Annotated in this window: 22 protein-coding genes; 9 read left to right on the top strand and 13 right to left on the bottom strand. The window is 71.6% G+C overall.

Annotation, left to right across the window (positions count from 1 at the left end):
• Positions 1-29 precede the first annotated feature (29 nt).
• Complete coding sequence (gene htpG / locus OHS58_RS08215; RefSeq protein ID WP_328647762.1) at positions 30-1,952, bottom strand: molecular chaperone HtpG; 1,923 nt, start codon at positions 1,950-1,952, stop codon at positions 30-32.
• 161 nt (positions 1,953-2,113) lie between these two features.
• Here htpG and OHS58_RS08210 point away from each other — a divergent pair, with 161 nt between their 5' ends.
• The 4 genes from OHS58_RS08210 to OHS58_RS08195 all read left to right on the top strand — a co-directional run bounded on the left by OHS58_RS08210 (position 2,114) and on the right by OHS58_RS08195 (position 5,520).
• Positions 2,114-3,067: an alpha/beta hydrolase family esterase gene (locus OHS58_RS08210; protein WP_326952648.1), complete on the top strand. Its 954-nt coding sequence runs from the start codon at positions 2,114-2,116 to the stop codon at positions 3,065-3,067.
• Positions 3,068-3,197: 130 nt separating this feature from the next.
• A complete protein-coding gene (locus OHS58_RS08205; RefSeq protein WP_326950447.1) occupies positions 3,198-3,659 on the top strand; it encodes an HNH endonuclease in 462 nt (153 codons plus the stop codon).
• Positions 3,660-3,779: 120 nt separating this feature from the next.
• A complete protein-coding gene (locus OHS58_RS08200; protein WP_328647761.1) occupies positions 3,780-5,138 on the top strand; it encodes a protein kinase domain-containing protein in 1,359 nt (452 codons plus the stop codon).
• Between the two features lie 52 nt (positions 5,139-5,190).
• Positions 5,191-5,520, top strand: a complete 330-nt coding sequence (locus OHS58_RS08195) for a hypothetical protein (protein WP_328647760.1) — start codon at positions 5,191-5,193, stop codon at positions 5,518-5,520.
• Here OHS58_RS08195 and OHS58_RS08190 read toward each other — a convergent pair.
• Positions 5,511-6,437 carry a LysR family transcriptional regulator gene (locus OHS58_RS08190; protein WP_328647759.1) on the bottom strand — a complete coding sequence of 309 codons (927 nt, stop codon included), beginning with the start codon at positions 6,435-6,437 and terminating at the stop codon, positions 5,511-5,513. The two genes, OHS58_RS08195 and OHS58_RS08190, sit on opposite strands and share 10 nt — an antisense overlap.
• A gap of 72 nt (positions 6,438-6,509) precedes the next feature.
• Between OHS58_RS08190 and OHS58_RS08185 the strand changes: the two genes are divergently transcribed.
• Positions 6,510-7,409 carry a DMT family transporter gene (locus OHS58_RS08185; RefSeq protein WP_326950451.1) on the top strand — a complete coding sequence of 300 codons (900 nt, stop codon included), beginning with the start codon at positions 6,510-6,512 and terminating at the stop codon, positions 7,407-7,409.
• On the opposite strand, the gene OHS58_RS08180 is transcribed toward OHS58_RS08185, so the two are convergent.
• The 5 genes from OHS58_RS08180 to OHS58_RS08160 are packed head-to-tail and all read right to left on the bottom strand — an operon-like array spanning position 7,375 to position 13,716.
• Positions 7,375-8,298, bottom strand: coding sequence for a dihydrodipicolinate synthase family protein (locus OHS58_RS08180; protein WP_328647758.1), 924 nt, complete (start codon positions 8,296-8,298; stop codon positions 7,375-7,377). The genes OHS58_RS08185 and OHS58_RS08180 overlap by 35 nt on opposite strands.
• Entirely contained in the window at positions 8,298-9,251 is a 954-nt protein-coding gene (locus tag OHS58_RS08175) for an ABC transporter ATP-binding protein (RefSeq protein ID WP_328647757.1), read from the bottom strand. The genes OHS58_RS08180 and OHS58_RS08175 overlap by 1 nt, the downstream gene beginning before the upstream one ends.
• Complete coding sequence (locus OHS58_RS08170) at positions 9,248-11,146, bottom strand: dipeptide/oligopeptide/nickel ABC transporter permease/ATP-binding protein (protein ID WP_328647756.1); 1,899 nt, start codon at positions 11,144-11,146, stop codon at positions 9,248-9,250. Before OHS58_RS08170 ends, OHS58_RS08175 begins: the two co-directional genes overlap by 4 nt.
• On the bottom strand, positions 11,143-12,102 hold the full coding sequence (locus tag OHS58_RS08165) for an ABC transporter permease (RefSeq protein WP_328647755.1): 960 nt from the start codon (positions 12,100-12,102) through the stop codon (positions 11,143-11,145). The genes OHS58_RS08170 and OHS58_RS08165 overlap by 4 nt, the downstream gene beginning before the upstream one ends.
• A 15-nt stretch (positions 12,103-12,117) precedes the next feature.
• A complete protein-coding gene (locus OHS58_RS08160; RefSeq protein WP_328647754.1) occupies positions 12,118-13,716 on the bottom strand; it encodes an ABC transporter substrate-binding protein in 1,599 nt (532 codons plus the stop codon).
• Between the two features lie 143 nt (positions 13,717-13,859).
• On the opposite strand from OHS58_RS08160, the gene OHS58_RS08155 reads away from it, so the two are divergent.
• From OHS58_RS08155 to OHS58_RS08145, 3 genes are all read left to right on the top strand, one after another.
• Positions 13,860-14,588, top strand: coding sequence for a FadR/GntR family transcriptional regulator (locus OHS58_RS08155; RefSeq protein WP_326950457.1), 729 nt, complete (start codon positions 13,860-13,862; stop codon positions 14,586-14,588).
• A gap of 112 nt (positions 14,589-14,700) precedes the next feature.
• Positions 14,701-16,830, top strand: coding sequence for a hypothetical protein (locus OHS58_RS08150; RefSeq protein WP_328647753.1), 2,130 nt, complete (start codon positions 14,701-14,703; stop codon positions 16,828-16,830).
• Positions 16,831-16,844: 14 nt separating this feature from the next.
• The gene (locus OHS58_RS08145; RefSeq protein WP_328647752.1) at positions 16,845-17,996 is read left to right on the top strand and encodes a S53 family peptidase; all 1,152 of its coding nucleotides are present in this window, start codon (positions 16,845-16,847) and stop codon (positions 17,994-17,996) included.
• Positions 17,997-18,061: 65 nt separating this feature from the next.
• Here the strand turns inward: OHS58_RS08145 and OHS58_RS08140 are convergent, their stop codons facing one another.
• From OHS58_RS08140 to OHS58_RS08120, 5 genes are all read right to left on the bottom strand, one after another.
• On the bottom strand, positions 18,062-18,697 hold the full coding sequence (locus OHS58_RS08140) for a response regulator transcription factor (protein ID WP_328647751.1): 636 nt from the start codon (positions 18,695-18,697) through the stop codon (positions 18,062-18,064).
• Between the two features lie 3 nt (positions 18,698-18,700).
• On the bottom strand, positions 18,701-19,102 hold the full coding sequence (locus OHS58_RS08135; protein WP_247052611.1) for a hypothetical protein: 402 nt from the start codon (positions 19,100-19,102) through the stop codon (positions 18,701-18,703).
• Positions 19,103-19,147: 45 nt separating this feature from the next.
• Complete coding sequence (locus tag OHS58_RS08130; protein WP_328647750.1) at positions 19,148-20,362, bottom strand: cytochrome P450; 1,215 nt, start codon at positions 20,360-20,362, stop codon at positions 19,148-19,150.
• A 271-nt stretch (positions 20,363-20,633) separates the two neighbouring features.
• Positions 20,634-22,028 carry an aspartate aminotransferase family protein gene (locus tag OHS58_RS08125; RefSeq protein WP_328647749.1) on the bottom strand — a complete coding sequence of 465 codons (1,395 nt, stop codon included), beginning with the start codon at positions 22,026-22,028 and terminating at the stop codon, positions 20,634-20,636.
• A gap of 117 nt (positions 22,029-22,145) precedes the next feature.
• Positions 22,146-22,640: an Lrp/AsnC family transcriptional regulator gene (locus OHS58_RS08120; RefSeq protein ID WP_328647748.1), complete on the bottom strand. Its 495-nt coding sequence runs from the start codon at positions 22,638-22,640 to the stop codon at positions 22,146-22,148.
• Between the two features lie 170 nt (positions 22,641-22,810).
• Between OHS58_RS08120 and OHS58_RS08115 the strand changes: the two genes are divergently transcribed.
• Entirely contained in the window at positions 22,811-24,184 is a 1,374-nt protein-coding gene (locus tag OHS58_RS08115; protein WP_328647747.1) for an APC family permease, read from the top strand.
• Here the strand turns inward: OHS58_RS08115 and OHS58_RS08110 are convergent.
• Complete coding sequence (locus tag OHS58_RS08110; protein ID WP_326952632.1) at positions 24,181-24,732, bottom strand: copper resistance CopC family protein; 552 nt, start codon at positions 24,730-24,732, stop codon at positions 24,181-24,183. The two genes, OHS58_RS08115 and OHS58_RS08110, sit on opposite strands and share 4 nt — an antisense overlap.
• Positions 24,733-24,790: the final 58 nt, after the last annotated feature.

Below are 24,790 nucleotides of genomic sequence, written 5' to 3'. Positions count from 1 at the left end.
GGGCGGGAAGTCCCGCCCGGGCCGCTGTCTCAGAGCGTCTTCTCCAGGCGGTTCGCCAGCAGCTTGATGAAGCGGGCCGGGTCGCCCAGTTCGCCGCCTTCGGCCAAGAGCGCCATTCCGTAGAGCAGCTCCGCCGTCTCGGCCAGGCCGGCGTCTTCCGGGCGTGCGGCGTGCGCCTCGCGCAGGCCGGTGACCAGGGCGTGTTCCGGGTTGAGCTCCAGGATCCGCTTGATCGGCGGCAGCTCCTGCCCCATCGCGCGGTACATCTTCTCGAGCGTCGGGGTCAGGTCGTGGGTGTCGCCGACGATGCAGGCGGGTGACGTCGTCAGCCGCGACGAGAGCCGGACCTCCTTGACGTCCTCGCCCAGCGATGTCCCCATCCACGACAGCAGGCCCTCGAAGTCCTTCTGCTGCTGTTCGCGCGCGACCTCGGTGGCCTTCTTGTCCTCGTCCGAGTCCAGGTCGACCTGGCCCTTGGCGATGGACTGGAACTGCTTGCCGTCGAAGCCCGGCACCGCGTCGACCCACATCTCGTCGATCGGGTCGGTGAGCACGAGCACCTCGTAGCCCTTGGCCGCGAACGCCTCCATGTGCGGCGAGTTCTCGACGGCCGACCGGGAGTCGCCGGTCATGTAGTAGACGTGCTCCTGGCCCTCCTTCATCCGCTCGACGTACTCGCGCAGCGAGGTCGGCTTCTCGGCGTCGTGCGTCGAGGGGAACGACGAGATCTCGAGGATCGCCTCGCGGTTCTCGAAGTCGTCGAGCAGGCCTTCCTTGACCGCGCGGCCGAACTCGCGCCAGAACGTGGCGTACTTCTCGGCGTCGGAAGACATCATCGACTTGACCGTCGAGAGGACCTTCTTGACCAGGCGACGGCGGATCAGCTGGATCTGGCGGTCCTGCTGCAGGATCTCCCGCGACACGTTGAGCGAGAGGTCCTGCGCGTCGACGACGCCCTTGACGAACCGCAGGTACTCGGGGACGAGCGACTCGCAGTCGTCCATGATGAACACGCGCTTGACGTAGAGCTGCACGCCGCGCTTGCGCTCCCGCAGGAACAGGTCCATCGGCGCGTGCGAGGGCAGGAACAGCAGCGCCTGGTACTCGAACGTGCCCTCGGCCTGCAGCCGGATCGTTTCGAGCGGGTCCTGCCAGTCGTGGCTGACGTGCTTGTAGAACTCGCCGTACTCGGTCTCGGAGACCTCGCTCGACGACCGCGCCCACAGCGCCTTCATCGAGTTGACCGTCTCGACCGCCGGCTCGGCGGGCTCTTCGCCCTCGGCGGCCGGCGCGGCGTCGGCGGTCATCCGGATCGGCCAGGTGATGAAGTCGGAGTACTTCTTCACGATCTCCCGGATCTTCGCCGGGGACGTGTAGTCGTACAGCGCGTCTTCGGCGTCCTCCGGCTTGAGGTGCAGGGTGACCGCGGTGCCCTGCGGCGCGTCCTCGACCGGCTCGATCGTGTAGGTGCCTTCGCCCTCGGACTCCCAGCGGACGCCCTCGGCGCTGCCCGCGTGGCGCGTCACGAGAGTGACCTTGTCGGCGACCATGAAGCTCGCGTAGAAGCCGACGCCGAACTGGCCGATCAGGTCCTGCGACGCCGCCGCGTCCTGCGCTTCCTTGAGCTTGGCGAGGAAGTCGGCGGTGCCGGACTTCGCGATCGTGCCGATGAGGCCGACGACGTCGTCACGGGTCATGCCGATGCCGTTGTCCCGCACCGTCAGCGTGCGCTCGGCCGGGTCCGACTCGATCGTGATGTGCAGGTCGGCGGTGTCGGCGACGAGGTCCTTGTCGCGGTACGACTCCAGCCGCAGCTTGTCGAGGGCGTCCGAAGCGTTCGACACCAGTTCCCGCAGGAACGTGTCCTTGTTCGAATAGATCGAATGGATCATCAGCTGGAGCAGCTGACGCGCCTCGGACTGGAACTCGAGCGTCTCGATCGGGGTGGTCACGGGCTTCCTTCCGGGTGTCACGGCGAACGGGTGCGATCGTACCGAGGGGGTCCGACAGTCCGGGCCGTCACCCGGCCGCGCACTTTATGAACGCAATGTAGGCGGGCCGCGACAGCCGGTGTGATGCTGGCCACGCCCTGCTGCCGATCAAGGAGGATCGAGTGCCCGGACGCTTCCCCCGGCCCCGGTGGGCGGCCGCGTTCGCCGCGGCCTGCGCGCTGACCACCGGCTTCGCCGCACCCGCCGCGGCTGTGACACCGTCGCACGTCGTCGACCACCCCGTCCGCACCACCGGCTGCGGCCGCCCGGCGCCCGTCCCGGCCGGCGTGACGACGACGCAGCACCTCACCTCGGGCGGCCTCGACCGCACCTACACCGTGCACCTGCCCGCGCACTACGACCCGCGCCGGTCCTACCCGGTGCTCCTGTCGTTCCACGGGCACAAGCGCACGTCCCAGTACCAGGAGGAGCTGTCCGGCTTCTCCGCGCTGGACGCGATCTCGGTCTACCCGCAGGGCCTCGTCGGGACCGACGGCGAGACCGCCTGGACCGGCGCGCCCTACTCGGCCGCCGCGGACGACGTCCTGCTCACCAGCGACCTGATCACGAAGCTGCAGCGGACGCTGTGCGTCGACGCGAACCGCGTCTTCGCCGCCGGGAAGTCCAACGGCGGCGGGTTCGTCGGCGTGCTGGCCTGCCGCCTGGCGAGCCGGATCGCGGCGTTCGCCCCGGTGTCCGGCGCCTTCTACCCGCAGGGCGGCGCCTGCCACCCGAGCCGGCCGGTGCCGATCCTCGACTTCCACGGCACCGCCGACACGACCATCCCCTACACCGGCGTTCCGGAGAAGGGCCTGCCGCCGATCCCCGATTGGCTCGCCGCGTGGTCCACAAGGGACGGTTGCCGGTTCGGGCCGCTGTCGTGGACGCCGGTGAAGGGCGTCGTCGCGCAGAAGTGGCTCGCCTGCGACCGGCGCGGCACGGTCGAGCACTACCGCGTCGAAGGCGCGGGGCACGTCTGGCCGAGCACAAAACCGAACCTCGACTCGGCCACGCCGACCGTCATCGACGCGACCCCGGTGATCTGGCGGTTCTTCCGGAATCACCCGTTGCACTGACCGGCGCTGAAACACGATTGACGCCTCTCGCGAAGCTCGGCGACCATGAACGGGTCGCTTCGCGGAAAGCCGCCCGGATCACCGCGATCCGGGCGGCTTTCGTATCCATCCAACATAAAGAGGTTGCGCCATGGGGGTTCTCGTCCTCAACGCCGGCTACGAGCCGCTGCACACCGTGTCCGTCCCGCACGCCATCCGGATGCTCGTGCGCGACGTCGCCGTGGTCCACGAGGCCGAAGACGGTCTCGCCTACGGGCTGTTCCCGCGCCCGAAGATCGTGCGGTTGCTGCGGTACGTCGTCATGAAGTGGCGATATACGCAGCCGCCACGCTGGTCCCGGCGTGGTGTGCTGGCACGTGACGGGCACCGCTGCGCCTACTGCGGGCAGCGCGCGACGACGATCGACCACGTGGTGCCGCTGAGCCGCGGCGGCGCGCGGACCGACTGGCTCAACACGGTCGCCGCGTGCGGCGGGACGGCGCGCAGCTGCAACGCCCGCAAGGCGGACAAGCTGCCCGCCGAGGCCGGGATGAGGCTGCGGATCACCCCGCGCGTCCCGTCGTGGGACCAGCTGCACCCGTTCGGCGCGTGAGCGTGGGGGCGGCCTGCTCGTCGGCGGGGCGACGAGCAGGCCGTTAAGCTCGAACCGTTCGGTCCCCGGATCCGTGTCACCGGGGAAGGCCTGGGCGAGCACCGGTACCGGAGGGTCGTCGTGACCGAGGCAGGACAGCTGATCGCCGAGCGCTACCGGTTGGTCGACCGGATCGGCCAGGGAGCGATGGGCGTCGTCTGGCGTGCCCGCGACGAGCGGCTCGACCGGGTCGTCGCGGTGAAGCAGCTGGGCTTCGACCCGTCCGGCGGCGGCCAGGGCGGCCCGCGGGCGCTGCGCGAGGCGCGGCTCACCGCGCGGCTGCGGCACCCGCACGCCATCACCGTGCACGACGTCGTCGAGCACGCCGGCGACCCGTACCTGGTGATGGAGTACCTGCCGTCGCAGAGCCTGGCCGAAGTCCTGCTGGAGCGGGAAACCCTGCCGGCCGACCAGGTCGCGCGCGTCGGCGAGCAGGTCGCGTCGGCGCTCGCCGCCGCGCACGCCGAAGGCATCGTGCACCGGGACGTCACGCCCGGCAACGTCCTGATGGCGCCCGACGGCGTCACGAAGATCGCCGACTTCGGCATCTCCCGCGCGACCGGCGAAGGGACCGTGACCGGCGGCGGGTTCATCGCCGGCACACCCGCCTACCTGGCGCCGGAAGTCGCCGGGGGCGCCGAAGCCGGGTTCCCGGCGGACGTCTTCTCCCTCGGCGCGACGCTCTACCGCGCGCTGGAGGGCATGCCGCCGTTCGGCAACGAGGACAACACCATCGTCCTGCTGCGGCGGATCGCCCAGGACGACGTCATCCCGCCGCAGCACAGCGGCCCGCTGGCCGAGGTGCTCGGGCGGCTCCTGCAGCGCGATCCCGCGCAGCGGCCGGCCATGGCCGAGGTGCAGGAGCTGTTCGAGGCGGTCACCGGCGGCCGTCCGCTGCCGCCGCCGCGGGTGGTCCCCCAGGTCGGGACGCGCCTGCTGCAGGTCCGCCGGCCCCGCCGGAAGCTCGTCCTCGCCTGTGCGGGCGGCGCGTTGCTGCTGGCCCTGGGCGTGCTCATCGGCACGGCGCTGGTGCCCGACAGCGGCACGACGGTGGCCGCGCCCGCACCCGTGCCGTTCTCCACCACTCCCCCGCCGTCGACGCCCGTCACCAGCTCCCCGGCCCCCGCGGACCTGGGCTGCGCGGCCGACTACCGGGTGACGAACTCGTGGCCCGGCGGCTACCAGGTGGAGGTGACCGTGCACAACGACCGCGCCGTCAAGCTGCTCGGCTGGCGCGTCTACTGGACCCTGCCCGACGGCCACCACATCACCGGCCTGTGGAACGGCACCTTCACCGTCGACGGCTCGACCGTCACGGTCGACAACGCGGACTGGAACGCGAAGCTCGACGCGAACGGCTCGACGTCGTTCGGCCTGACCGCGTTGACGGGTCAGGGCAACGGCACCGCGCGCCCGGCCTTGACCTGCAAAACGCTCTGAGCACCCGGAAGCACCTGTCCCGAGGGGCGCGCGCTCTGCCATAGTCGGACGCGTGCATCTGAGGGCCAGGCGCAGGTCGATCCGTTTCGACGGGCACACCGTCACGCTCAGCATCGCGACGAAGAGCTGGTTCATCCTCCCGGGCGACACCAAGAACACGTTCCCGGTCGAGAAGATCAGCAAGATCCAGCACACGCCGCCGACGGCCTGGAAACCGGGCAAGATCGTCTTCGTGGTCCCGGATGCGGCGGCGGACGTCGTCGCGAACGTACCCCTGTTCGCCGACAAGCTGGCCGGGAACACGTTCCTGTACCCGTACGGGATGCGGGCGAAGGTCGCGAAGTTCCTGGAGGCCGTCGAAAAGGCGCGGCCTCAGCAGTAGCGGTCCGCCCAGTCGCGAGCCGACCGCTCCAGTCCGTCGAGCACGACCCGGATGTCCGGGCGCCGCGCGGTGCCCGTCCGGGTCAGCGCGAACACCTTGCGCGTCAACGGTTCTTCGAGCGGGTGGAGGCTGACCCCTGGCGGCCCGGCCGGCAACGCCATGGCGGGCACCAACGCCACGCCCGCGCCGGACGCGGCCAGCGCGACGAGGACCGCGAAGTCGCTCGCCTCCGCCACCACCGGCGGCACGAACCCCGCCGCGCCGCACGCCCGGTGGATCATCTCGCGGCACGAGAGGTCGGCGGCGGGGACGAGCCACGGGTGGCCGGCGAACCGTTCCAGCCGCACGGGTTCGCCCGGCGCCAGGCCGGCCGACGCGGCCAGCGCCGGGGCGAGCGCGAGCAGCACCGGGTCCGCCAGCAGCCGCCGGTCCTCGCAGCGCGGCGGGATGCTGCGCGGCAGCAGCGAATAGCTGTGCACCAGCGCGATGTCGACGTCCTGGCGGCGCAACGACTCCAGCGCGTCGTCCGGCTCCTCCTGGACCAGGCGCAGCGAGACCGTGCCGGCCTCCCGGAGCCCGGCCCACGCCGCCGGCAGCAGCTGCCGCGCCGCCGAGGCGAACGCGGCCAGCCGGACCGTGCCGGTGCCGCCGTTCTCGGACACGGCCGCCATCGCCGACTCCGCGGCGGCGAGGTCGTCGAGGATCACCTCGGCGTGCGAGACCAGCAGCCGCCCGGCGGAGGTGAAGGCCAGGGTGCGGCCCTGCTTCTCGAGCAGCGGCGTGCCCGCTTCGCGTTCGAGGGCGGCCAGGTGCTGCGAGACGGCCGGGCCGGTCAGGTGCAACGCCGCCGCGGTCGCGGCCACGGTCCGGTGCTGGGCGAGACCGTGCAGGATGCGCAGGCGGCGCAGCTCCAACATGAAGTCAGACTTTCTCTTCAGCGAAGAAACCGTAACTGGTACTTCTGCATCTTCCGGCCGACGATAGCCGTCGTGAAGCCCACTCTCAAGGCAACCCTCGCCCTGGCCGTCACCGTCGTCCTGTGGGCGTCGGCGTTCCCGGCGATCAAGGTGGGGCTCGGCGGCTACGGCGTCGCCGGGTTGTCGTTCGCCCGGCTCGCGGTGGCGTCGGCCGGGTTGCTGCTGGTGGCGCCGGTGCTGGGGGTGCGGCGGCCGCGCGCGGCCGACCTGCCGCTGATCGCGGGGTGCGGGCTGGCCGGGATGAGCGCGTACCAGCTGCTGCTCAACTGGGGTGAGGTGCGCGTGCCGGCGGGCACGGCGAGCCTGCTCGTCTCGGTGGCGCCGGTGTTCAGCGTGCTGCTCGCGACGGCGTTCCTGGGCGAGCGCCTGACGACGGCGAAGGTGCTGGGCAGCGCGGTGGCGTTCGGCGGCAGCGCGCTCATCGCGCTCGGCGGCGGCCTGGGCTACTCGGGGGCCGCGTGGGTCGTGCTGGCCGCCGCCGCGGTCCAGGCCGTCTACCACTTCGGCAGCAAGCCCCTGCTGAAGCGCTACACCGGGCTCGAGGTCGCCTGCTACGCGATGTGGGCCGGGACGCTGTTCCTGCTGCCGCTCGCGCCCGCGGCCCTTCGCGGCGTCGAAACGGCGCCGCTGAGCGCGACGCTGTCCGTGGTGTTCCTGGGCGTGCTGCCTTCGGCGGCCGGGTTCGTCGCCTGGGGGTACGCGGTGGCCCGCCACACGATCGCCGTCGCGACCGGCGCGCTCTACCTCGTCCCGGCCGTCGCGCTGGCGGTGGCGTTCGTCTGGCTGGGCGAGACGCCGACCTGGGTGGACGTCGCCGGCGGCGCGCTCAGCATCGCCGGCGTCGTCCTCATCTCCCTCGGCCGGGTGGGCGGGACCGTCAGAGCAAGCCCGCTTCGACGAGTTTCTCCTTGATGCGCAGCAGTTCCTCGTCGTCCAGGGGCAGCTGCGGCGGGGCCATGACGGCGTTGTCGATGAAACCGCGCATCTTCATCGCGGCCTTGAACGCGCCGAGGCCGGCCGAGCCGCGGCCCATCCGGCTCGGCGGGGCCACCGAGGTGATCGAGAACAGCTTCAGCAGACGCTCTTGTTCACGCCGGGCCGCGGCGAGGTTGCCGGCCTTGAAGTGGTCGTGGATGAGGACGTAACCGACCGGGTCGACGTTGCCGAGGCCCGGGACGGCGCCGTCCGCGCCCATCGCCAGCGCCGCGTCGACGACGAGTTCGGAGCCGGTGAACACGGCGAAGGCGTCGAGGCCGCGTTCGCGTTTGCCCAGCAGCACCGCGCGGAACGCCGCTTCGTCGCCGCTGGAGTCCTTCAGGCCGGCGAGGACGCCGTCGGCGGCGAGGTCGAGCACCAGGGCGCCGTCCAGCTTCGTGTGGACCGCCACCGGGATGTCGTAGGCGACGATCGGCAGCGACGTGCGCTCGTGCAGCAGCCGGAAGTGCCGGTCGATCTCGGCGACGTGCGTGCGCGTGTAGTACGGCGCGGTGACGACGACGGCGTCGGCCCCGGCGGCTTCGGCGGCCCGGATGTGCTCGGCGACCCGCAACGTCGTCATGTCGATACAGCCGGCCAGCACCGGGACGCGCCCGGCGACCTGCTCGACCGTCGTCTCGACGACGACCCGGCGCTGGGCGTCGGGGAGGAAGGCGACCTCGCTCGACGAGCCGAGGACGAAGATGCCGTGCACGCCGGCGTCGAGCTGGAACTCGACGTGGCGCCGCAGCGAGTCGGTGTCCACGCCGAAGTCGTCGGTCAACGGCGTGCACAGCGGGGGGACGATTCCGGCGAACTTCGGCATCAGGCGCTCACTCCGGCAGGGGTCTCGGGATGGATACAGCGGTAGGTGTGGCCTCCGTCGGCCGCGGCGAGCGGCGGCAGCTCGGCCGCGCACCCGCCGGTGGCCTTCGGACAGCGGGTGCGGAACGGGCAGCCGCTCGGCGGGTGCGTCGCCGACGGCACCGGGCCGGTGAGCACGATCGGCTCGACCTGGTGCAGCAGGCTGGGCGTCGCCGAGAACAGGGCCCGCGTGTACGGGTGCCGGGCGGCCTCGGGCAGGTCCGCAGCCGGGGCTTCTTCGACGACGCGGCCGAGGTACATCGTGACGATCCGGTCGCTCATCTTCTTGACCGTCTGGATGTCGTGGGAGACGAACACCATCGCCAGCCCGAGCTGTTCGCGCAGGTCGAGCAGCAGGTTCAGGATCTGCGCGCGCACCGAGACGTCGAGGGCGGACGTCGGCTCGTCGGCGACCAGCAGCGCCGGTCCCAACGCCAGGGCCCGGGCGATGGCGACGCGCTGGCGCTGCCCGCCCGACAGCTGGCCCGGCACCGCGTCGGCGACGCTGTCGGGCAGGCCGACCAGCGTCATCAGCTCGCGGACGCGGTCGTCCCGCTCGTCCGGCGTGCCCACGCGGTGGACGTCGAGGGGGTCACGGATGATCTTGGCGACGGCCAGCCGGCGGTTGAGCGCGGTCGACGGGTCCTGGAAGACCATGCCGACCGCGCGGCCGAAGCCGCGGTCCAGGGGCTTGCCGCGGAACCGCACGGTGCCCGCGGTGGGGCGCTGCAGGCCGACGATCGCCTTGGCCAGCGTCGACTTGCCGCAGCCGGACTCGCCGACGACGCCGACGGTCTCGCCCGGGTTCACGACGAGGTGGGCGTCCGTCAGCGCGTAGACGCTGTCGTGGCCGAACAGGTTCGCACCGCGGATCCGGTGGACGACGTGGACGCCGTCGAGCTCCAGCAGGTTCACGCCGTCGCCTCCTTCTCCCGAGCGAGGTCGACCGCCGGGAAGTGGCAGGCGACCAGGTGGTCGACCGGCTCGCCGAAGCGGACCGGCGGTTCGTCGTGGCACTTGTCGCGGGCCGCCGGGCAGCGGCCGGCGAACCGGCAGCCCGCCGGGAACTCGGCCGGGGCCGGGACGACGCCCTTGATCTGGGTCAGCCGGGCCTCGTTCTCCTCCAGCGACAGCACCGCGCTGAGCAGGCCGCGTGTGTAGTGGTGCCGCGGCGAGCCGATGACCTGCGCGGTGGCACCCAGCTCGGCGACCTGGCCGCCGTACATGACGACGACGCGGTCGGCGATCTCGGAGACCAGCGCGAGGTCGTGCGACACCAGGATCAGCGCGAAGCCGAGTTCTTCCTGCAGCCGCAGCAGCAGCGCCATGATCTGGGCCTGCACGGTGACGTCGAGCGCGGTGGTCGGCTCGTCGGCGACGATCAGTTTCGGGTCGCGGGAGAGCGCCATCGCGATCAGCACGCGTTGCCGCTGCCCGCCGGACAGCTCGTGCGGGTAGGCGCGCAGCGTCCGCCCCGGGTCCAGGTTGACCAGGTCGAGCAGCTCGGCCGGCGTGCGGGTACCGCCGCGGCGGGTGAACTGCTTGAGCTGGGCGCGGATGGTCATCGCCGGGTTGAGCGAGCTGAGCGCGTCCTGGTAGATCATCGCGATGTCGTGGCCCAGGTGCCGGCGGCGCTCGCCGGGGCGCAGCGCGAGCAGGTCACGCTGGGCGAACCGGATCTGCCCGGTCACCGTCGCCGTCGGCGGCTGGAGGCCGAGGATCGACAGCGACGTCAGCGACTTGCCGCAGCCGGACTCGCCGATCAGGCCGAGCACCTCGCCCGCGCGGACGCCGAACGAGACGCCGTCGACGACGTTGACGCCGTCGTGGCGGCCGGGGAACGCGATCGCCAGCCGGTCCACCTCGAGGACCGTCTCGCGGTGGTCCAGCGAGCGGGCGGTGCGGGCGAGCCGCTCCCCCGCTTCCCGCAGCCCGGCGATCGGCAGGACGGGCGCGGTGCCGGCGTCTTCGCGGGCGGCAACGGCCTTGGCCACGGCACCGGCCCGGGCCGCGCGGGCCGACGGCGCGGCCCACGCGTCCGAGACGCGCTCGGACAGGACGTTCAGCGCCAGCACGGTGATCAGGATCAGCAGACCGGGGAACAACGTCGCCCACCAGCCGCCGGTCAGCACCAGGTCCTTGCCGTCGGCGAGGACCGAGCCCCACGACGGGTCCGGCGGCTGGATGCCGGCGCCGATGAACGACAGGGACGCCTCGAAGACGATCGCGTCGGCCACCGTCACCGTGCAGAACACCAGGACCGGCGCCGCGCAGTTTACCGCGACGTGCCGGGTCAGCACGTAGAACCGGCGCGCCCCGATGACGCTTTCCGCCGCGACGTAGTCCTCGCCGTACTGCGCGAGCACATTCGCCCGGACGACCCGCGCCACTGGTGGCATGTTGAGGAACCCGATGGCCAGGATCAGCACCAGGATCCCGTGGCCGAACACGGCCACCAGGACCGCGGCCAAGGCGATGCCGGGGAACGCCATGATGATGTCGAGCACGCGCATCACCACGGCGTCCACCCGGGCGCCCGACGTCGCGGCGAACGCCCCGATCGTCGCGCCGGACACGAGTGCGAGCGCCACAGCCCCCAGGCCGATGGCGAGCGACCAGCGTGTCCCCGCGACCAGCCGGGAGAAGATGTCCCGGCCCGACTGGTCGGTCCCGAACCAGTGCGCGGCGCTCGGGCCGCCGGTGTCGGTGCTCAGCGCGTCCGGGTTGTGCGTCGCGACGAGCGTGCCGACGACCGCGACGAGCAGCAGGACGCCGAGCACCGCGAGCGCGGGCCAGGACCGGCGCGTCACGAGTTGCTCCGCAGCCGCGGGTTCGCCATCAGGTAGAGGACGTCGACGATCAGGTTGACCAGCACGAACCCGATCGCGATGGTGATCACGAAGCCCTGCACCTTGGCGGTGTCGCCGTCCTTGACGGCCTGGATCATGTTCTGCCCCATTCCCGGCAGCGCGAACATCGTCTCGATGACGACCGCGCCGCCCAGCAGGTAGCCGACCCGCAGGCCGAGCACGGTCAGCGGGGTGACCAGCGCGTTGCGCAGCACGTTGCGGCCGACCACGACGACCGGTGGCAGCCCGCCGCCGCGCGCGGTGCGGACGTAGTCCTTGTCCAGCTCCTCGACCATCGACGTCCGGATCACGCGCGTGAGCTGCGCCGCGACCGGCAGCGCGAGGGAGACCGCGGGCAGCGTCAGCGAGGTCAGCCAGCCGCCGAGGGAGTCGGCCGGGCTGACGTACCCGCTGGTCGGGAAGAGGCCGCGGTCGACGGCCAGCCACTGCACCAGCAGCAGCGCCACCCAGAACGCCGGCGCCGCGACGCCGGCCAGCGTGACCACCCGGATCACCTTGTCCGGCCAGCGGTCGCGGTACAGCGCCGACGTCACCCCGAGCACGAGCGAGATGACCAGGGCGATGACCAGGCCGAGCAGGGTCAGCTGCACGGTCAGCGGCAGCGCGGTGGCGATGGTCTCGCCGACCGGCTGCTTGGTGATCACGCTGGTGCCGAAGTCACCCTGGATCAGGTGCCAGACGAAGTGCGCGTACTGCAGCGGCAGCGGGTCGAGCAGGCCGTTGTCCAGCCGGAACCGCTGCAGCTGCTCGGCGGTGGCGTTCGCGCCGTCGAAGGCGGCGAGCGCCGGGTCGGTCGGCGCGAACCGCATCACGACGAAGACGAACAGGATCACGCCCAGCAGCAGCGGGATCAGGGCGAGGACGCGGCTCAGCAGCATCCGCACGACGACGACCACGGGGGCTCTCCTCGCTCAGGCCGGCTTGGCCTGGTTCAGGTAGATGCCCGGGTAGCCCTGGGCGTGCACGCCGGTGATCGCCTTCGGGTCCCACGCGGTCCCGAGCTGGGTGAACACCACCGGGTAGATGACGGCCTGCTCCGAGATCTCGTCGAGCAGCTGCTTGTTCAGGCTCGTGCGTTTCGCCTCGTCCGGCTCCGCCGCGGCCTGGTCCTGCAGGCCCAGCAGCGCCTGGGCGTCGGCGCCGGTCCAGCGCGCGTACTTCGACGTCAGGATGGACTTCGCGTCGTAGTAGTAGCGGATCATCAGGTCGGGGTCGTTGCCGAACTGCATCGGGTTGTTGGTCGAGGCGACGACCTGGAAGTCGGTGCCCGCGTCCAGTTTCGAGAAGAGTGCCTTGGTGTCCTGGGCGTCCAAAGTGGTCTGGACGCCGATCGCGTCCCAGCCCTCCTTGATCACCTTGACGCAGTCGGCGACCAGCGAGGTGTTCGTCGTGGACAGCGTGATCTTCAGCCCGGTCGCGCCCGCCTGCTGCAGCAGCGACTTCGCCTTGCCGGGGTTGTAGGCGAAGTCCTGCGCCGCGGGCTGCGAGGACGGGAGCTTCGGGTTGATGAACGACGTCCCGGGCGAGCCGGCGCCCTTCAGGCCGATCTCGACCATCTTCTTCTTGTCGATCGCGTAGTGCAGCGCCTGCCGCACGAGCTTGTCGTCGAACGGCGCGTGCGCGGTGTTGAACAGCAGGAAGAGGTTGTTGCCGCCGTCGGCGAACTCGACGGTCCGGCCGGCCTTGCGCAGCTGGTCGGCGTTGGCGGGCGGGATGTTCTCGGCGATCTGCGCGTCCGGCGCCGCCCCGGAGATCGCGGCGACGCGCGGCGCGGAGTCCACGATGGACTTCCACAGCATCTTGTCGTAGGCGCCCGGGCGCGGGCCGTTGTAGCCGGCGAACTTCTCGAAGCTCGTGTGCGACAGCGGGGCCTGCTCGACGATCTTGTAGGGCCCGGAGCCGACGACCTTGCCCGCCGCGGCGTCGGCCCACTTGCCGTCGTAGACGTGCTTGGGGACGATCTTGCAGCACTGGATCCGCTGCAGCGCGTACGGGAACGGGAACTTGAGGACGAACTCGACCGCGTGGTCACCGGTCTTGCGCACTTCCTGCAGCCAGGTGGCGAAGAAGCTGTGGATCAGCACGTTCTCCTGGTCGTCGAGCGCCCGCGCGTAGGTGAAGACGACGTCGTCAGCGGTCACGGGCTGCCCGTCGTGCCACTTCGCGCCGTCACGGAGCTCGAACTTCAGGCTCGTGCCGCTCGCGTCGGCGGGCAGGGCCTTCGCCAGGCCGGGGAACGGCGCGCGGGTGATCGGGTCACCCTCCACCAGGGACTCGTAGCAGTGCAGGATCGCGGCCATCGAGAAGGCGGACGCCGTCTGCAGCGGGTCCCACGTCTGGTTGTTGCCGTAGCCGATCACGGCGGTCAGCGACCCGGTCGAGCTGCCGGTCTTGTTGGTGGACGCCGGACCGCCGCACGCGGCGAGCACGGTGGGGAACGCCAGGGCCGCGCCGGCGAAGGTGGTGTAGCGCAGCACCTGGCGGCGGCTGAGCGACGGGCTCTGGGACATCGCTGTCTCCTGCGGGCCTCGAACGGTAGGACATGGGACGTCCTATGACCGGCGTGAGCCTAGGACTGAGGCGCGTGGCGGTCAAGAGTCTTGGACGTATGACGTAGGATGTCCTCTCACGACGCATCCGGGGAGGACAAGCAGTGGCCCGTCCGCAGCGCAGCGAAGAGATCACCAAGCGCATCATCGACCTGATCGTCGAACGGGAGCTCCCGCCGGGCGCGCCGATGCCGACCGAACTGAGCCTCATGGAGGACATCGGCGTCAGCCGCAACTCGATCCGCGAGGCGATCAAGGCCCTGCAGGCCCTGGGCATCGTCGAGATCCGCCACGGCTACGGCACGTTCGTCGGGTCGGCGGGCTCGGAGTCGCTGCAGACGTGGCTGCTGTTCCGCACGCGCGCCCGCGGCGCCACCGACGTCGGCCGCCTGCGGGACCTGCTCGAGGTGCGCGAGATGCTGGAGACGGAGCTGACCCGCCGCGTCGCCGTCGAGCACCGGCCGGAGCTGATCGACGACCTGCAGGCGTGCGTGGCCCGGATGCGCCGCAAGGGCCCGGACGCGGCGGAGGCCGACCGCGAGTTCCACGACCTGATCTGCGCGGAAGCCGGCTTCGACCTGGCGCGCGAGCTGACGGGGTTGTTCTGGGACGTCTACCGGATCGCGGAGGGCGAGCTGGGCGGCCCGGCCGCCTCGCCGACGGCCACCGCGAAACGGCACCAGGTGATCGTCGACGCCCTCCTGCTGCGCGACCCGGACGCTGCGGCGGAGGCGGTGCACCGGCACTTCGACGAGGTCCGCAAGCGCGCGAAAGCCGGACCGTACGGCGGTTTCGGCGTCGCCCGGCCGGTGCCGGCGGTCCACTCTTCCTGACTCTGGGTGGTTGAGCCGTTCGAGGTAACTTCCGGCAGGTTCGGCAACGGGGCTCAACGGTCCCGGCGACTGGCTCGTCGTAGTGGTGATCAACCACCACACGGAGGCGCCAGTGCGAAGAACTCTTTCGGTGTTCGCGGTCCTGCTCGCCGGCCAGGCGGGGCTGACCGGGCTCGCCCCGCCACCCGCGAGCGCGACGACCGCGGCGGCCACCGCCACGCTCATCACCGGTGACCGGGTCACCGTCCGGACCGCTCCGGACGGCCGGGACACCTTCGACGTCCAGCCCGCCGCGGCCAAGGGGATGGCCCGCGCGCTCGTCCACCTGCGCCTCGGCGGGCGGGACTACGAGGTTCCCGGCACCGCGCTCCCCTACCTCGGGCGCGGGCTCGACCTGAGCCTGTTCGACGTCAAGGCGCTGCTGGCCGGCGGCCAGGTCGCCGAGAACGTGCCCGATTTCGGTGCTGCGCTGACGAAGCAGTTCAAGGAGGACAACGCCCGCGGCCACTTCGGCGGGCAAGGGCTCTTCGCCGGCGGCGCGAGCTTCGCGCTCAAGGGCGCGAAGCAGCCGAAAGCGCAGCCACGGTCGGTGATGCGTACGGTTTCGGTGGACGCCAAGGACATCGGCGGGAAGCCCGCCGACACCGGGATCGCGTTCCTCTACAACACCGACGACGGCAACACCCTGGATCCGAACGAGAACTACAACTACTTCGCCGGGGGAACCGCGAAGTTCAGCGCGCCCGACGGGAACTACAGCGCGCTCGGCGTCTTCTGGACCGCCGACGCCGACGGCAACCCGACCGAACTGCGTTTCAGCGCGCAGCCCGAGTTCGCGGTGAAGTCCGACACCACCGTCCGGGTCGACGCGAAACGCGCCACCAGCAAGCTGACCTGGGTGACCCCGCGGCCCGCGCTGCTCGACGACACCGGGTTCCTGTTCCGCCGGGCCGCGAAGACCGGGCCCGCGCTGCTCGTCGACTTCGACGCCGGTCCCGGTGTGCCGATCTCGGTGTCGCCGACGGCGAAACCCGTCACCACCGGGGCGCTGCAGACGTACCCGTACAGCCGGCTCGTGTCCCCGCCCGGACCCGGCACGCCGTACGAATATGTGCTGCAGAAGGCGAGTGCCGGCACGATCCCGCAGCAGCGGTACGTGATCACGGCGAAGGACGTCGCCACGGTCGACGCCACCTACTACAGCGAGTACGCCTCGGCCGGCCTGCGGCAGCGCAGCGGCATGTTCGCCTTCGAGGACACCAGCGGGCGCCCGTCGCACCCGATCGACCTGCCGCGGCGGCAGACCGAGTACGTCTCGGCCGCGCCGGACCTCGTCTGGTTCGGCGGGTTCTCGAAGTACGTCCTGCCCGGGCCGTTCCCCGGCTGGGCCGGCGGCCAGTACGAGGCGTTCCACGGCTACCGGGGCGGCACCGCCGTCACCGAAGGCTGGAACCGGTTCCCGTTGCACCCGGCCGGTGCCGTCGCCCTCGAGCCGCTGGACGACGCCACCGTCTACACCCAGCCGGCCGCGACGCGGACCGGTGACCTGCTGCGGTTCGCCATCACGCCGTTCAGCGACAACGAGCCCGGCCACACCGGCTTCGGCTACTACGGCGAGTCCCGCGACACGATCACGGGGCACTACACGCTGACCCAGGACGGCACGGCGGTCGCCGAGGGCGACCCGGTCGGCGGCTTCGCGCTCAACCTGGAACAGGAGGTCGGCGCCGAGCCGTCGACACTGGGGCTGACGCTCGACGCGGGCCGCACCGGCCCGATGTACCACCAGAGCACGGCCACCCGCACCGAGTGGACGTGGAAGTCGCAGCACGTCGACGGCGTCACCCTGCCGCAGGCGCTGTACTGCGCGCGCGGAGCCGACGGGCCGGACCGGTCCTGCGCGGTCGAGCCGTTGCTGACGCTGGGGTACGCAGTCGGCGGGCTCCGGCCGGACGGCTCCACCGCGTCCGGGCCGCAGGGTCTCGACCTCACCGCCGGGCACCTGCAGTCGGCCGCCGCGAGCGCGATCACCGGGGCGACCGTGCAGTACTCGACCGACGGCACCACCTGGCAGGACGCGGCCGTCACGGCCCGCGGGAACGGCGTCTACCACGCGGATTTCGCCGCGACGACGGACACCTTCCGCGGCACGGACGTCTCGCTGCGGGTCACCGCGTCCGACGCCACCGGGGCGACCATCGCGGAGACGATCACCGCCGCCTACCACGTCTACGCGTCCTGAAGGGAGTGTCCACTGTGTCCATTCGAAAGCTGGGCGTACTGACCGCCGTGTGCGCGGCGGCGATCGCGCTGGCTCCGGCCGCGGCCGCCGCACCCGGGCCGCGCGCGGCCTGTCCCGAGGCGGGGCCGGACGTCCTGCGCTGCCTCACCACGTTCACGCCGGGGGCCACGCGCGCCCTGGCCGACGGCCCGATCGGCTGGGGTGCCGACGACCTGGCCTCGGCCTACCGACTGCCTGCGAGCACCGGGCCCGACACCGTCGTCGGCATCTCGATCGCCTACGACGCGCCCAACCTGGAGGCCGACCTGGCCACCTACCGGGCGCAGTACGGCCTGCCGCCGTGCACCACGGCGAACGGCTGCTTCCGGAAGGTGAACCAGCAGGGCGTCGCGACGCCGTTGCCGGCGGCCGACTTCGGCTGGGCCATCGAGTCCACTTTGGACGTCTCGATGGTGTCCGCGGCGTGCCCGTCGTGCCGGATCGTCGTCGTGGAAGGCACCACCCCCGGGTTCGCCGACCTCGCCGAGACCGAGGACACCGCCGTCCGGCTGGGCGCGAAGGTGGTGTCGAACAGCTACGGCTCGCGGGAAGGCGGCGCGCAGCTGGCGTTCGCGAGCCACTACCGGCACCCGGGCGTGACGGTGGTGGCCTCCTCGGGCGACTCCGGCTTCACCGCGGCGAGCTATCCCGCGGCGCTGGCGACGACGGTCGCGGTCGGCGGGACGTCGCTGGCGAGGGACCCGGACTCCGCGCGCGGCTGGGCGGAGCAGGCGTGGGCCTACGGCGGCAGCGGCTGCTCGGCCTACATCGCGAAACCGAAGTGGCAGAAGGACACCCACTGCGGCAAGCGGACGGTCGCGGACGTCGCGGCGGTCGCCGACGACCTGGCGATCTACAACACCGACGTGGGGGGCTGGCTCCCGGTGAACGGCACCAGCGCGTCGGCGCCGTTCGTCGCCGGGCTGTACGGCCGGTCCGGCCGCGCGGGGGTCGCGCAGCCGGCCGACCTCTACGCGCGGGCGTCGCGGTTCGTCGACATCACGGCCGGGAACAACGATCCCGTCGGCGGCGGCACGAAGTGCGGCGGCGACTACCTGTGCGTGGCCGCCCCGGGTTACGACGCTCCCACGGGCGTCGGCGTCCCTAACGGCCTCGGCGGGTTCTGACGAAGGTCGTGAGGGGCACCCTCAGGGCGTTTGTGTCCCTGAGGGTGCCCCTCACGGCAGGGCCGTCAGCGGCAGAGGCCGCGTTCGATGGCCAGCAGCCCGGCTTCCGTCCGGTGCGCGCACCCGAGCTTCTTCACGACCTGCGTGACGAGGGTCCGCACCACCGGCTCCGGCAGGTAGAGCCGCGTCGCGATCTCGGCGTTCGTCAGGGCCGAGCCGATGCCGACCAGCACCTCCCGCTCGCGCTCCGACAGCAGGTCCACCCGCGCCAGCCGCTCGTCGCGGGGGCCGGACAGCCGCGTCGCCGCGGAGACCAGGCGGCGGGAGGCGTCCGGCGAGAGGACCACGTGCCCGTCGGCCGCCAGCCGGACCACCTTGATCAGCTCGTTGCGCCGGGCGGACCGCAGCAGAAACCCCGCCGCGCCGTCCCGCAGCGCGCGCAGGATCCCCGCCTCGGAGTCGAACGTGGCCAGCACGACCACCGCGGGACGCCGGGAAACCGGACCCAGCGGCGCCAGGCGCGGGTCCAGCAGCACCACGTCGGGCAGCCGCCGCCTGAGGGTGGCCCGGGCCGTCGTCGCGTCGCCGACCGAGCCGACGACCTCGATGCCGTCCGCCTCGCCGAGGATCCCGCTCAGGCGGTCCCGCACGCCGGTGTCGCGCTCGGCCACCATGACCCGGACCGGTGGCGGTGGGAGCACCGCTCAGTCCTCGGGCTTGTCTTTGGCCCGCAGGCGGATCAGCGGCAGGTCGGTCCGCGACGCGCCGACCAGGTCACGCCCGCCCGGACCGCGCAGCCGCAGCTCCCGGAACCGCACCGACGACAGCTGCGCGGCTTCGATCGGGTAGACGTCGCCGTAGCGCTTGATCTTGTCGACCAGCTCCTTGCCGAGCAGCTCGACGAGCCCGGCGTGCCGGCTCGCGCCACCGCCGAACGGCACGTCCAGCTGCCGGCGCACCTCGGGAAACCGCTGGTCGAGCTCGACGGCCAGCTGGTGGATCGTGACGAAGGCGGGGCCGAAGTCCTCGGCCTCCGGGCCCGGTGGGATCTCCTTCAGCACCTTGACGAGCTTGTCGTCCATTCCGAGCTTGTCCCACAGGGCCATGCTGTCCTGACTTTCCGGTGATAACGGCGTCGAAGCCGCTTCGGTCTACCAGAGGACCGGCACGCGGTCCACTCCCCCGGTGACACGATTCGTCCGGACCTCCAGTTCATCCACGCCAACGGCCAGCCGCAGCCCCGGGAACCGGCGGAACAGCGAGCCGAACACCACCCGCAGCTCGGTGCGGGCGAGGCTGGCGCCGATGCAGAACCAGCCGCCGTGGGCGAAGGCGACGTGCCCGTTCGGCTTGCGCTCCGGGTCGAACGTCGCGGCGCCGGGGAACACGGACTCGTCGCGGTTGGCGGCACTGATCGACAGGACCACGGCGTCGCCGCGGGCGATCGCGACGCCGCCGAGGTCGACGTCGTCGTGCGCGTACCGCAGGAGGCCGAGGCCACCCGGTGCCGACATCCGGAGGATCTCTTCGACGACGCCGTGGACGCGGCCCTCGGGGTCGGCGACGAGCGCGTCACGCTGGGCGAGGTCGGTGAGCAGGAACAACACGCCGAGGTCGATCCGGTTGGACGTCGTCTCGTGGCCGGCGAACAGCAGGCCGGCGGCGAGCCGGGCGAGGTCGTCGTCGCTGAAGGTGGGGTCGTCGGCCTGGGCGCGGACCATGTCGGAGACGACGTCCTGGGTGGGGTGGCGCCGCTTCGCCGCGGCGAGGCGGCCCATGTACTCGGCGAACTCGTCGAGCGCGGCGTCGGCGCCGGTCCCGATGTCGGTGCGGCCCATCCGCTCCGAGAGCACCCGGAACGTGTCGCGGTCCTCGTACGGGACGCCGAGCAGCTCGCAGATCACCAGCACGGGCAGCGGGAACGACAACAGCTCGTGCAGGTCGACCGGCTCCCCGGGGTGCTCGGCGCGGGCCCGGTCCATCGCGTCGAAGCAGCCGTCGGCCAGCTCCTGGACGTGGCCGGCCAGCCGCCGCATCCGGTTGGCGGAGAACGACGGGACCAGCATCTTCCGCATCCGCGCGTGCTCGGCGTGCTCGGTGTCGTGGTCACCCTGCGGCCGGCTGAGGATCGCCGCGTCCGACAGCGACGACGCCTCTTCCGGCGCGGGGTGCGAGCGGCCGAACCGCGGGTCCGACAGCACGGTCCGCACCTGGTCGAAGCCGGTGACGAGCCACGCCGGGTCACCCACCGGCGTCGTCACGCGCACCACCGGCCCCTCGCGCCGCAGCACGTCGTAGAGCGGAGCGATCTCCAGGACGTTCGGCCGCGCGAACGGCAGGCGCGGGGTGTCCGTGGTCGCGGTCATCGAGAGTCCTCCCGGGTGCGCGGCCGATGGCAACGACAGTCAGGCCGGCGACGGCCGCTCCCCCGGTCCCAAGATCCACGGTACCCAGCCGGGCGGGCGCCCCGCAGATTCGTTGCCCGTCCGGGCTAACCGACCCGCACGAACACGACTTTCCCGGCAGGCGCCCGGCTACTGGACCCACGTGGCGGCCGGAGTCGCGCGTCGAGAGTTGTTCGACGTTGGAACGGGCCCACCAGTCGAAGCCGCTGTCAACGAACTTCGGCCCACGAGGTCAGAGCAGCTTCCAGGCCTGGGTCAGGGTGTCGCGCAGGATCTGCTCCATCTCGTCGAACTGGTGCTGGTCGCAGATCAGCGGGGGCGACAGCTGCACGACCGGCTCGGCGCGGTCGTCGGCGCGGCAGTACAACCCGGCCTCGAACAGCGCGTCCGACAGGAAACCGCGCAGCACGCGCTCGGATTCCGCCGCGCTGAAGGTCTCCTTGGTCGCCTTGTCCTTGACCAGCTCGATGCCGTAGAAGAACCCCGCGCCGCGGACGTCGCCGACGATCGGCAGGTCGGTCAGCTTGTCCAAAGTGGACCGGAACGCGGACTCGTTGGCCAGCACGTGGCCGTAGAGGTCCTCGCGCTCCATCAGGTCGAGGTTGGCCAGCGCCACCGCGCAGGACACCGGGTGCCCGCCGTAGGTCGAGCCGTGCATGAACGTCGTGGCCCCGCGGGTGAACGGGTCCATCAGCCGCTCGCTCGCGAGCACCGCGCCCAGCGGCGCGTACCCGGACGTCAGGCCCTTCGCCGTCGTGATGATGTCCGGCTGGTAGCCGTAGCGCTTGGCGGCGAAGTCGTACCCGACCCGGCCGAACGCGCAGATCACCTCGTCCGACACCAGCAGGACGTCGTGCTTGTCGCAGATTTCGCGGACGCGCTCGAAGTAGCCGGGCGGCGGGACGAAGCAGCCGCCGGTGTTCTGCACCGGCTCGAGGAAGACGGCGGCGACGGTGTCCGCGCCCTCGAACTCGATGGCCTGCTCGATCTGGTCGGCGGCCCAGCGGCCGTAGGCGGCGTAGTCGTCGGCGTGCTCGGTGGCGCGGTAGAAGTTCGTGTTGGGCACGCGCATCGTGCTCGGCACCAGCGGCTCGAAGTCGGCCTTGGCGCCGGGGATGCCGGTGATCGACAGCGCGCCCTGCGAGGTGCCGTGGTAGGCCAGCGCGCGGCTGATCACCTTGTGCTTGGTGGGTTTCCCGACGAGCTTGAAGTACTGCTTGGCCAGCTTCCACGCCGTCTCGACCGACTCGCCGCCGCTCACGGTGAAGAACACGCGGTTGAGATCGCCGGGCGACGCGGCGGCCAGCCGCTCGGCCAGCTCGATCGCCGACGGGTGCGCGTGACCCCAGAGCGGGAAGTACGCGAGCTGCTTCGTCTGACGCGCGGCGGCTTCGGCGAGTTCCTCGCGGCCGTGGCCGACCTGGACCGCGAACAGCCCGGCGAGCCCGTCCAGGTACCGCTTCCCGCGGGCGTCCCAGATGTAGGCGCCTTCGCCGCGCACGATCACCGGGACGTCGGTGGTGTCGTAGGCGGAGTGGCGGGTGAAGTGCATCCAGAGGTTGCTGCGGGCGGACTGGGCGAGGGCCGCGGCGTCGACGGTGGCGGCCGGGTCGGCGGTTATGGTCATGGCTCGGTTATCGCACGCGCCATCGACGTTATGCAAGCGATCCGGTCGTGGTCACCATCATCAACAACTAATTATCGACCGAAGGAGCGATCTTGCCTTCGGATTCAGTCGTCACGGTCAGCGAGTGCCCCACTGGTAGGTCTGTTTCCGCAGCTTGAGGTAGACCATCGCCTCCGCGTGCCGGACGCCCGGCAGTGCGCGGATGCGCGTCGAGATCAGCTTGAGCAGGGCTTCGTCGTCGGCGCAGACGGCCTCGCAGAGCACGTCGTAGCGCCCGGCGCAGAGGATCACGTACGCGATTTCGTCCATCTCGGCCAGCGCGTCGCCGACCGGTTCGAGCGGACCGTCGACGGTGATCGCGATCATCGCCTGCCGGAACAGCCCGACCTGCAACGGATCCGAGACGGCGACGATCTGGATGACGCCGGAGTCCGACAGCCGCTGCACCCGCTGGCGCACCGCGGCCTCGGACAGGCCGACGGCCTTGCCGATGGTCGCGTACGCGCGCCGGCCGTCCTCCTGCAGTTGCGCGATGATCTGCCGCGAGATGTCGTCGAGCACCGGCGGCGCCGGCCGGCTGGGGGTGTCCTGGCTGCTCACGCCCGGGATCATCCCTGACGCGGGCGACGCGAGGCAAACCCGGCGATTCGATCACGGATGGTCACTAAATGCGAAGGCCGCCGACCGCCTGAACGACGAAATCAGTCGAATTCATGGCGTTGACAACACCGAATCAGTGCTGTTCCATCCGTCGCACCTTGCCCCGGCCGGAGGGAACGCCGATGCCCCGCACCCCTGTCCCGCCCAGCACCGCGACGGCCACCACCCCCGCCGGACCCCGCACGCTCACCCGCTCCATCGGCGTCGGCGGCGGCACGCTGCTCACGCTCAGCTGCGTGACGCCGGCGTCGTCCCTGTTCGTCCTGGTGCCCCCGCTGTTCGGCGACCTCGGCACCGGCACCGCGCTCACCATCACCCTCGCCGTGCTGCTCTGCGTCGGCGTCGCCTTTTGCTACTCCGAGCTGGGCACCCTGGTCCCGAGCGCGGGCGGTGAATACGCCATGGTGACCACCGTCGCGAACCGGTTCGCCGGCTGGCTGACGTTCATGCTGTCGGTGATCGTCATCCTCGTCGTGCCGCCGATCATCGCCATCGGCGTCGCGGACTACCTCGCCGCGGCCGTCGCCATCGACCCGTCGGTGGCCGGCGCGATCGTGATGCTGGCGGCGACCGTGATGGGTCTGCTCAACCTGCGTTCCAACGCCTGGATCACCGGGATCTTCCTGGTCATCGAACTGGTCGCCATCTTCGTCGTAGCGCTGCTCGGCTTCACGCACACCTCACAGAGCCCGGCCGTACTGGTCAAGCCGAGCCTCGGCACCGGCGGGATCGGGCCGATCGCGGTGATCGCCGGGCTCGCCGTCGCGTTGTTCGTCGTGCAGGGTTTCAGCACGGCCGTCTACCTCGCCGAGGAGATGCGGGAGCCGCGCCGGACCGTCGTCCGGACGGTGTTCTGGACGCTCGGCGTCAGCGCGCTGGTCATCCTGGTGCCGGTCGTCGCGATCACCCTCGCCGTGCCGGACGCCGCGTCGCTCGCCGGGCTCGACCTGACCGCGCTCGTCACGAGCTGGAGCAACTCGGGCGTCGGCGTCGCGATCAGCCTGTGCATCGCGGCGGCGATCGTGAACGCCGTGATCGTCATGGTCATCCAGAACTCGCGGGTGCTGTTCGCCTCGGCCCGCGACCGGGCGTGGCCGGAGCCGGTGAACCGCGTGATGAGCGTGGTCGGGCGCCGGTACGGCTCGCCGTGGGTGGCGACGCTGGTGACCGGGCTGTCCGAGGCCGTCCTGTGCTTCGTGCCGGTGGACACGCTCAACGGCGTCACCGGGGTCGCCGTCGTGGCGCTCTACCTCAGTGTCGCGGCCGCCGCGCTCGGCGCCCGCCGGGCGGCGCACCGGAAACCGCACGTCTGGCGGATGCCGGCGTGGCCGGTCGTGCCGGTGCTCGCCGCCGCCGCGCTGGTCTACATCCTGGTCGAGCAGAGCGCCCTCGACCTGGGCATCACGGCCGGGGTGCTGCTGGTGGCGGCGCTGTACTGGTGGGGTTACCTGCGCCGGCGTCCGGAACGGTGGGTCGTGACGGTGCCGCAGGACTAGGCCTTCGGGCCGCCGCCGCGCAGGAAGCGCAGCCCGACGACGATCACGGCGAGCAGGCCGACGACGGCGACCACGATCCAGACCCAGCCGGGGAAGCTGCTGGTGTCCACACCGACGACGGGGGCCTGCGAGGTGGGCGCGGCCTCGGTGATCGCCGCGCGTGTCGCCGGCGCCGCGGTAGCCGCGGCCGTGAGGGTGAAGTGGAGAGTGCCGGTGACGTTGTCGCCGTCCTTCGCGATGACCTTCCAGGTCAGCGTGTAGGCCTGGGCGGGCCCTGCGGGCGTCACCGGCGCGGTCACGACGTTCCCGGCCGCCACCGGGGTGCTGACCGGCCAGGCGGTGCCGTCGCGGCCGGTGATCTTCACGGCGTCCGGCGGCAGCGTGACCGGCTCCTCGAACGTGAGCTGGACCTGCGACGGCGCCTCGGCCAGCGACGCGCCTTCCGCGGGCGAGCTCGACGTCAGCTCGGTGTGGGCCGACGCCGGCGGCGTGCACAGCAGGAGTACGGCGGCGGAGGCGAACACAGCGGTCAGGGCGCGGCGGATCATTCGGACATCCTGCCCTATCCGGTTCGTGCACTGTTCGTGTCCACCTGTGCAGCGGTGG

Origin of the sequence: Amycolatopsis sp. NBC_00348 (genome assembly GCF_036114655.1) — a bacterium.
Lineage (GTDB): Bacteria > Actinomycetota > Actinomycetes > Mycobacteriales > Pseudonocardiaceae > Amycolatopsis.
Note: the sequence above shows the minus strand (reverse complement) of the source record. Positions and strands in the feature narration are given on the sequence as shown.

What these genes read in the sequence shown, in the direction of transcription:
- OHS58_RS08205 (WP_326950447.1), top strand. Translation starts at nt 3,198, where the DNA reads ATGGGGGTTCTCGTCCTCAACGCCGGCTACGAGCCGCTGCACACCGTG.
- OHS58_RS08190 (WP_328647759.1), bottom strand. Translation starts at nt 6,437, where the DNA reads ATGTTGGAGCTGCGCCGCCTGCGCATCCTGCACGGTCTCGCCCAGCAC.
- OHS58_RS08180 (WP_328647758.1), bottom strand. Translation starts at nt 8,298, where the DNA reads ATGCCGAAGTTCGCCGGAATCGTCCCCCCGCTGTGCACGCCGTTGACC.
- OHS58_RS08160 (WP_328647754.1), bottom strand. Translation starts at nt 13,716, where the DNA reads ATGTCCCAGAGCCCGTCGCTCAGCCGCCGCCAGGTGCTGCGCTACACC.
- OHS58_RS08135 (WP_247052611.1), bottom strand. Translation starts at nt 19,102, where the DNA reads ATGGCCCTGTGGGACAAGCTCGGAATGGACGACAAGCTCGTCAAGGTG.
- OHS58_RS08130 (WP_328647750.1), bottom strand. Translation starts at nt 20,362, where the DNA reads ATGACCGCGACCACGGACACCCCGCGCCTGCCGTTCGCGCGGCCGAAC.
- OHS58_RS08125 (WP_328647749.1), bottom strand. Translation starts at nt 22,028, where the DNA reads ATGACCATAACCGCCGACCCGGCCGCCACCGTCGACGCCGCGGCCCTC.
- OHS58_RS08120 (WP_328647748.1), bottom strand. Translation starts at nt 22,640, where the DNA reads ATGATCCCGGGCGTGAGCAGCCAGGACACCCCCAGCCGGCCGGCGCCG.
- OHS58_RS08115 (WP_328647747.1), top strand. Translation starts at nt 22,811, where the DNA reads ATGCCCCGCACCCCTGTCCCGCCCAGCACCGCGACGGCCACCACCCCC.
- OHS58_RS08110 (WP_326952632.1), bottom strand. Translation starts at nt 24,732, where the DNA reads ATGATCCGCCGCGCCCTGACCGCTGTGTTCGCCTCCGCCGCCGTACTC.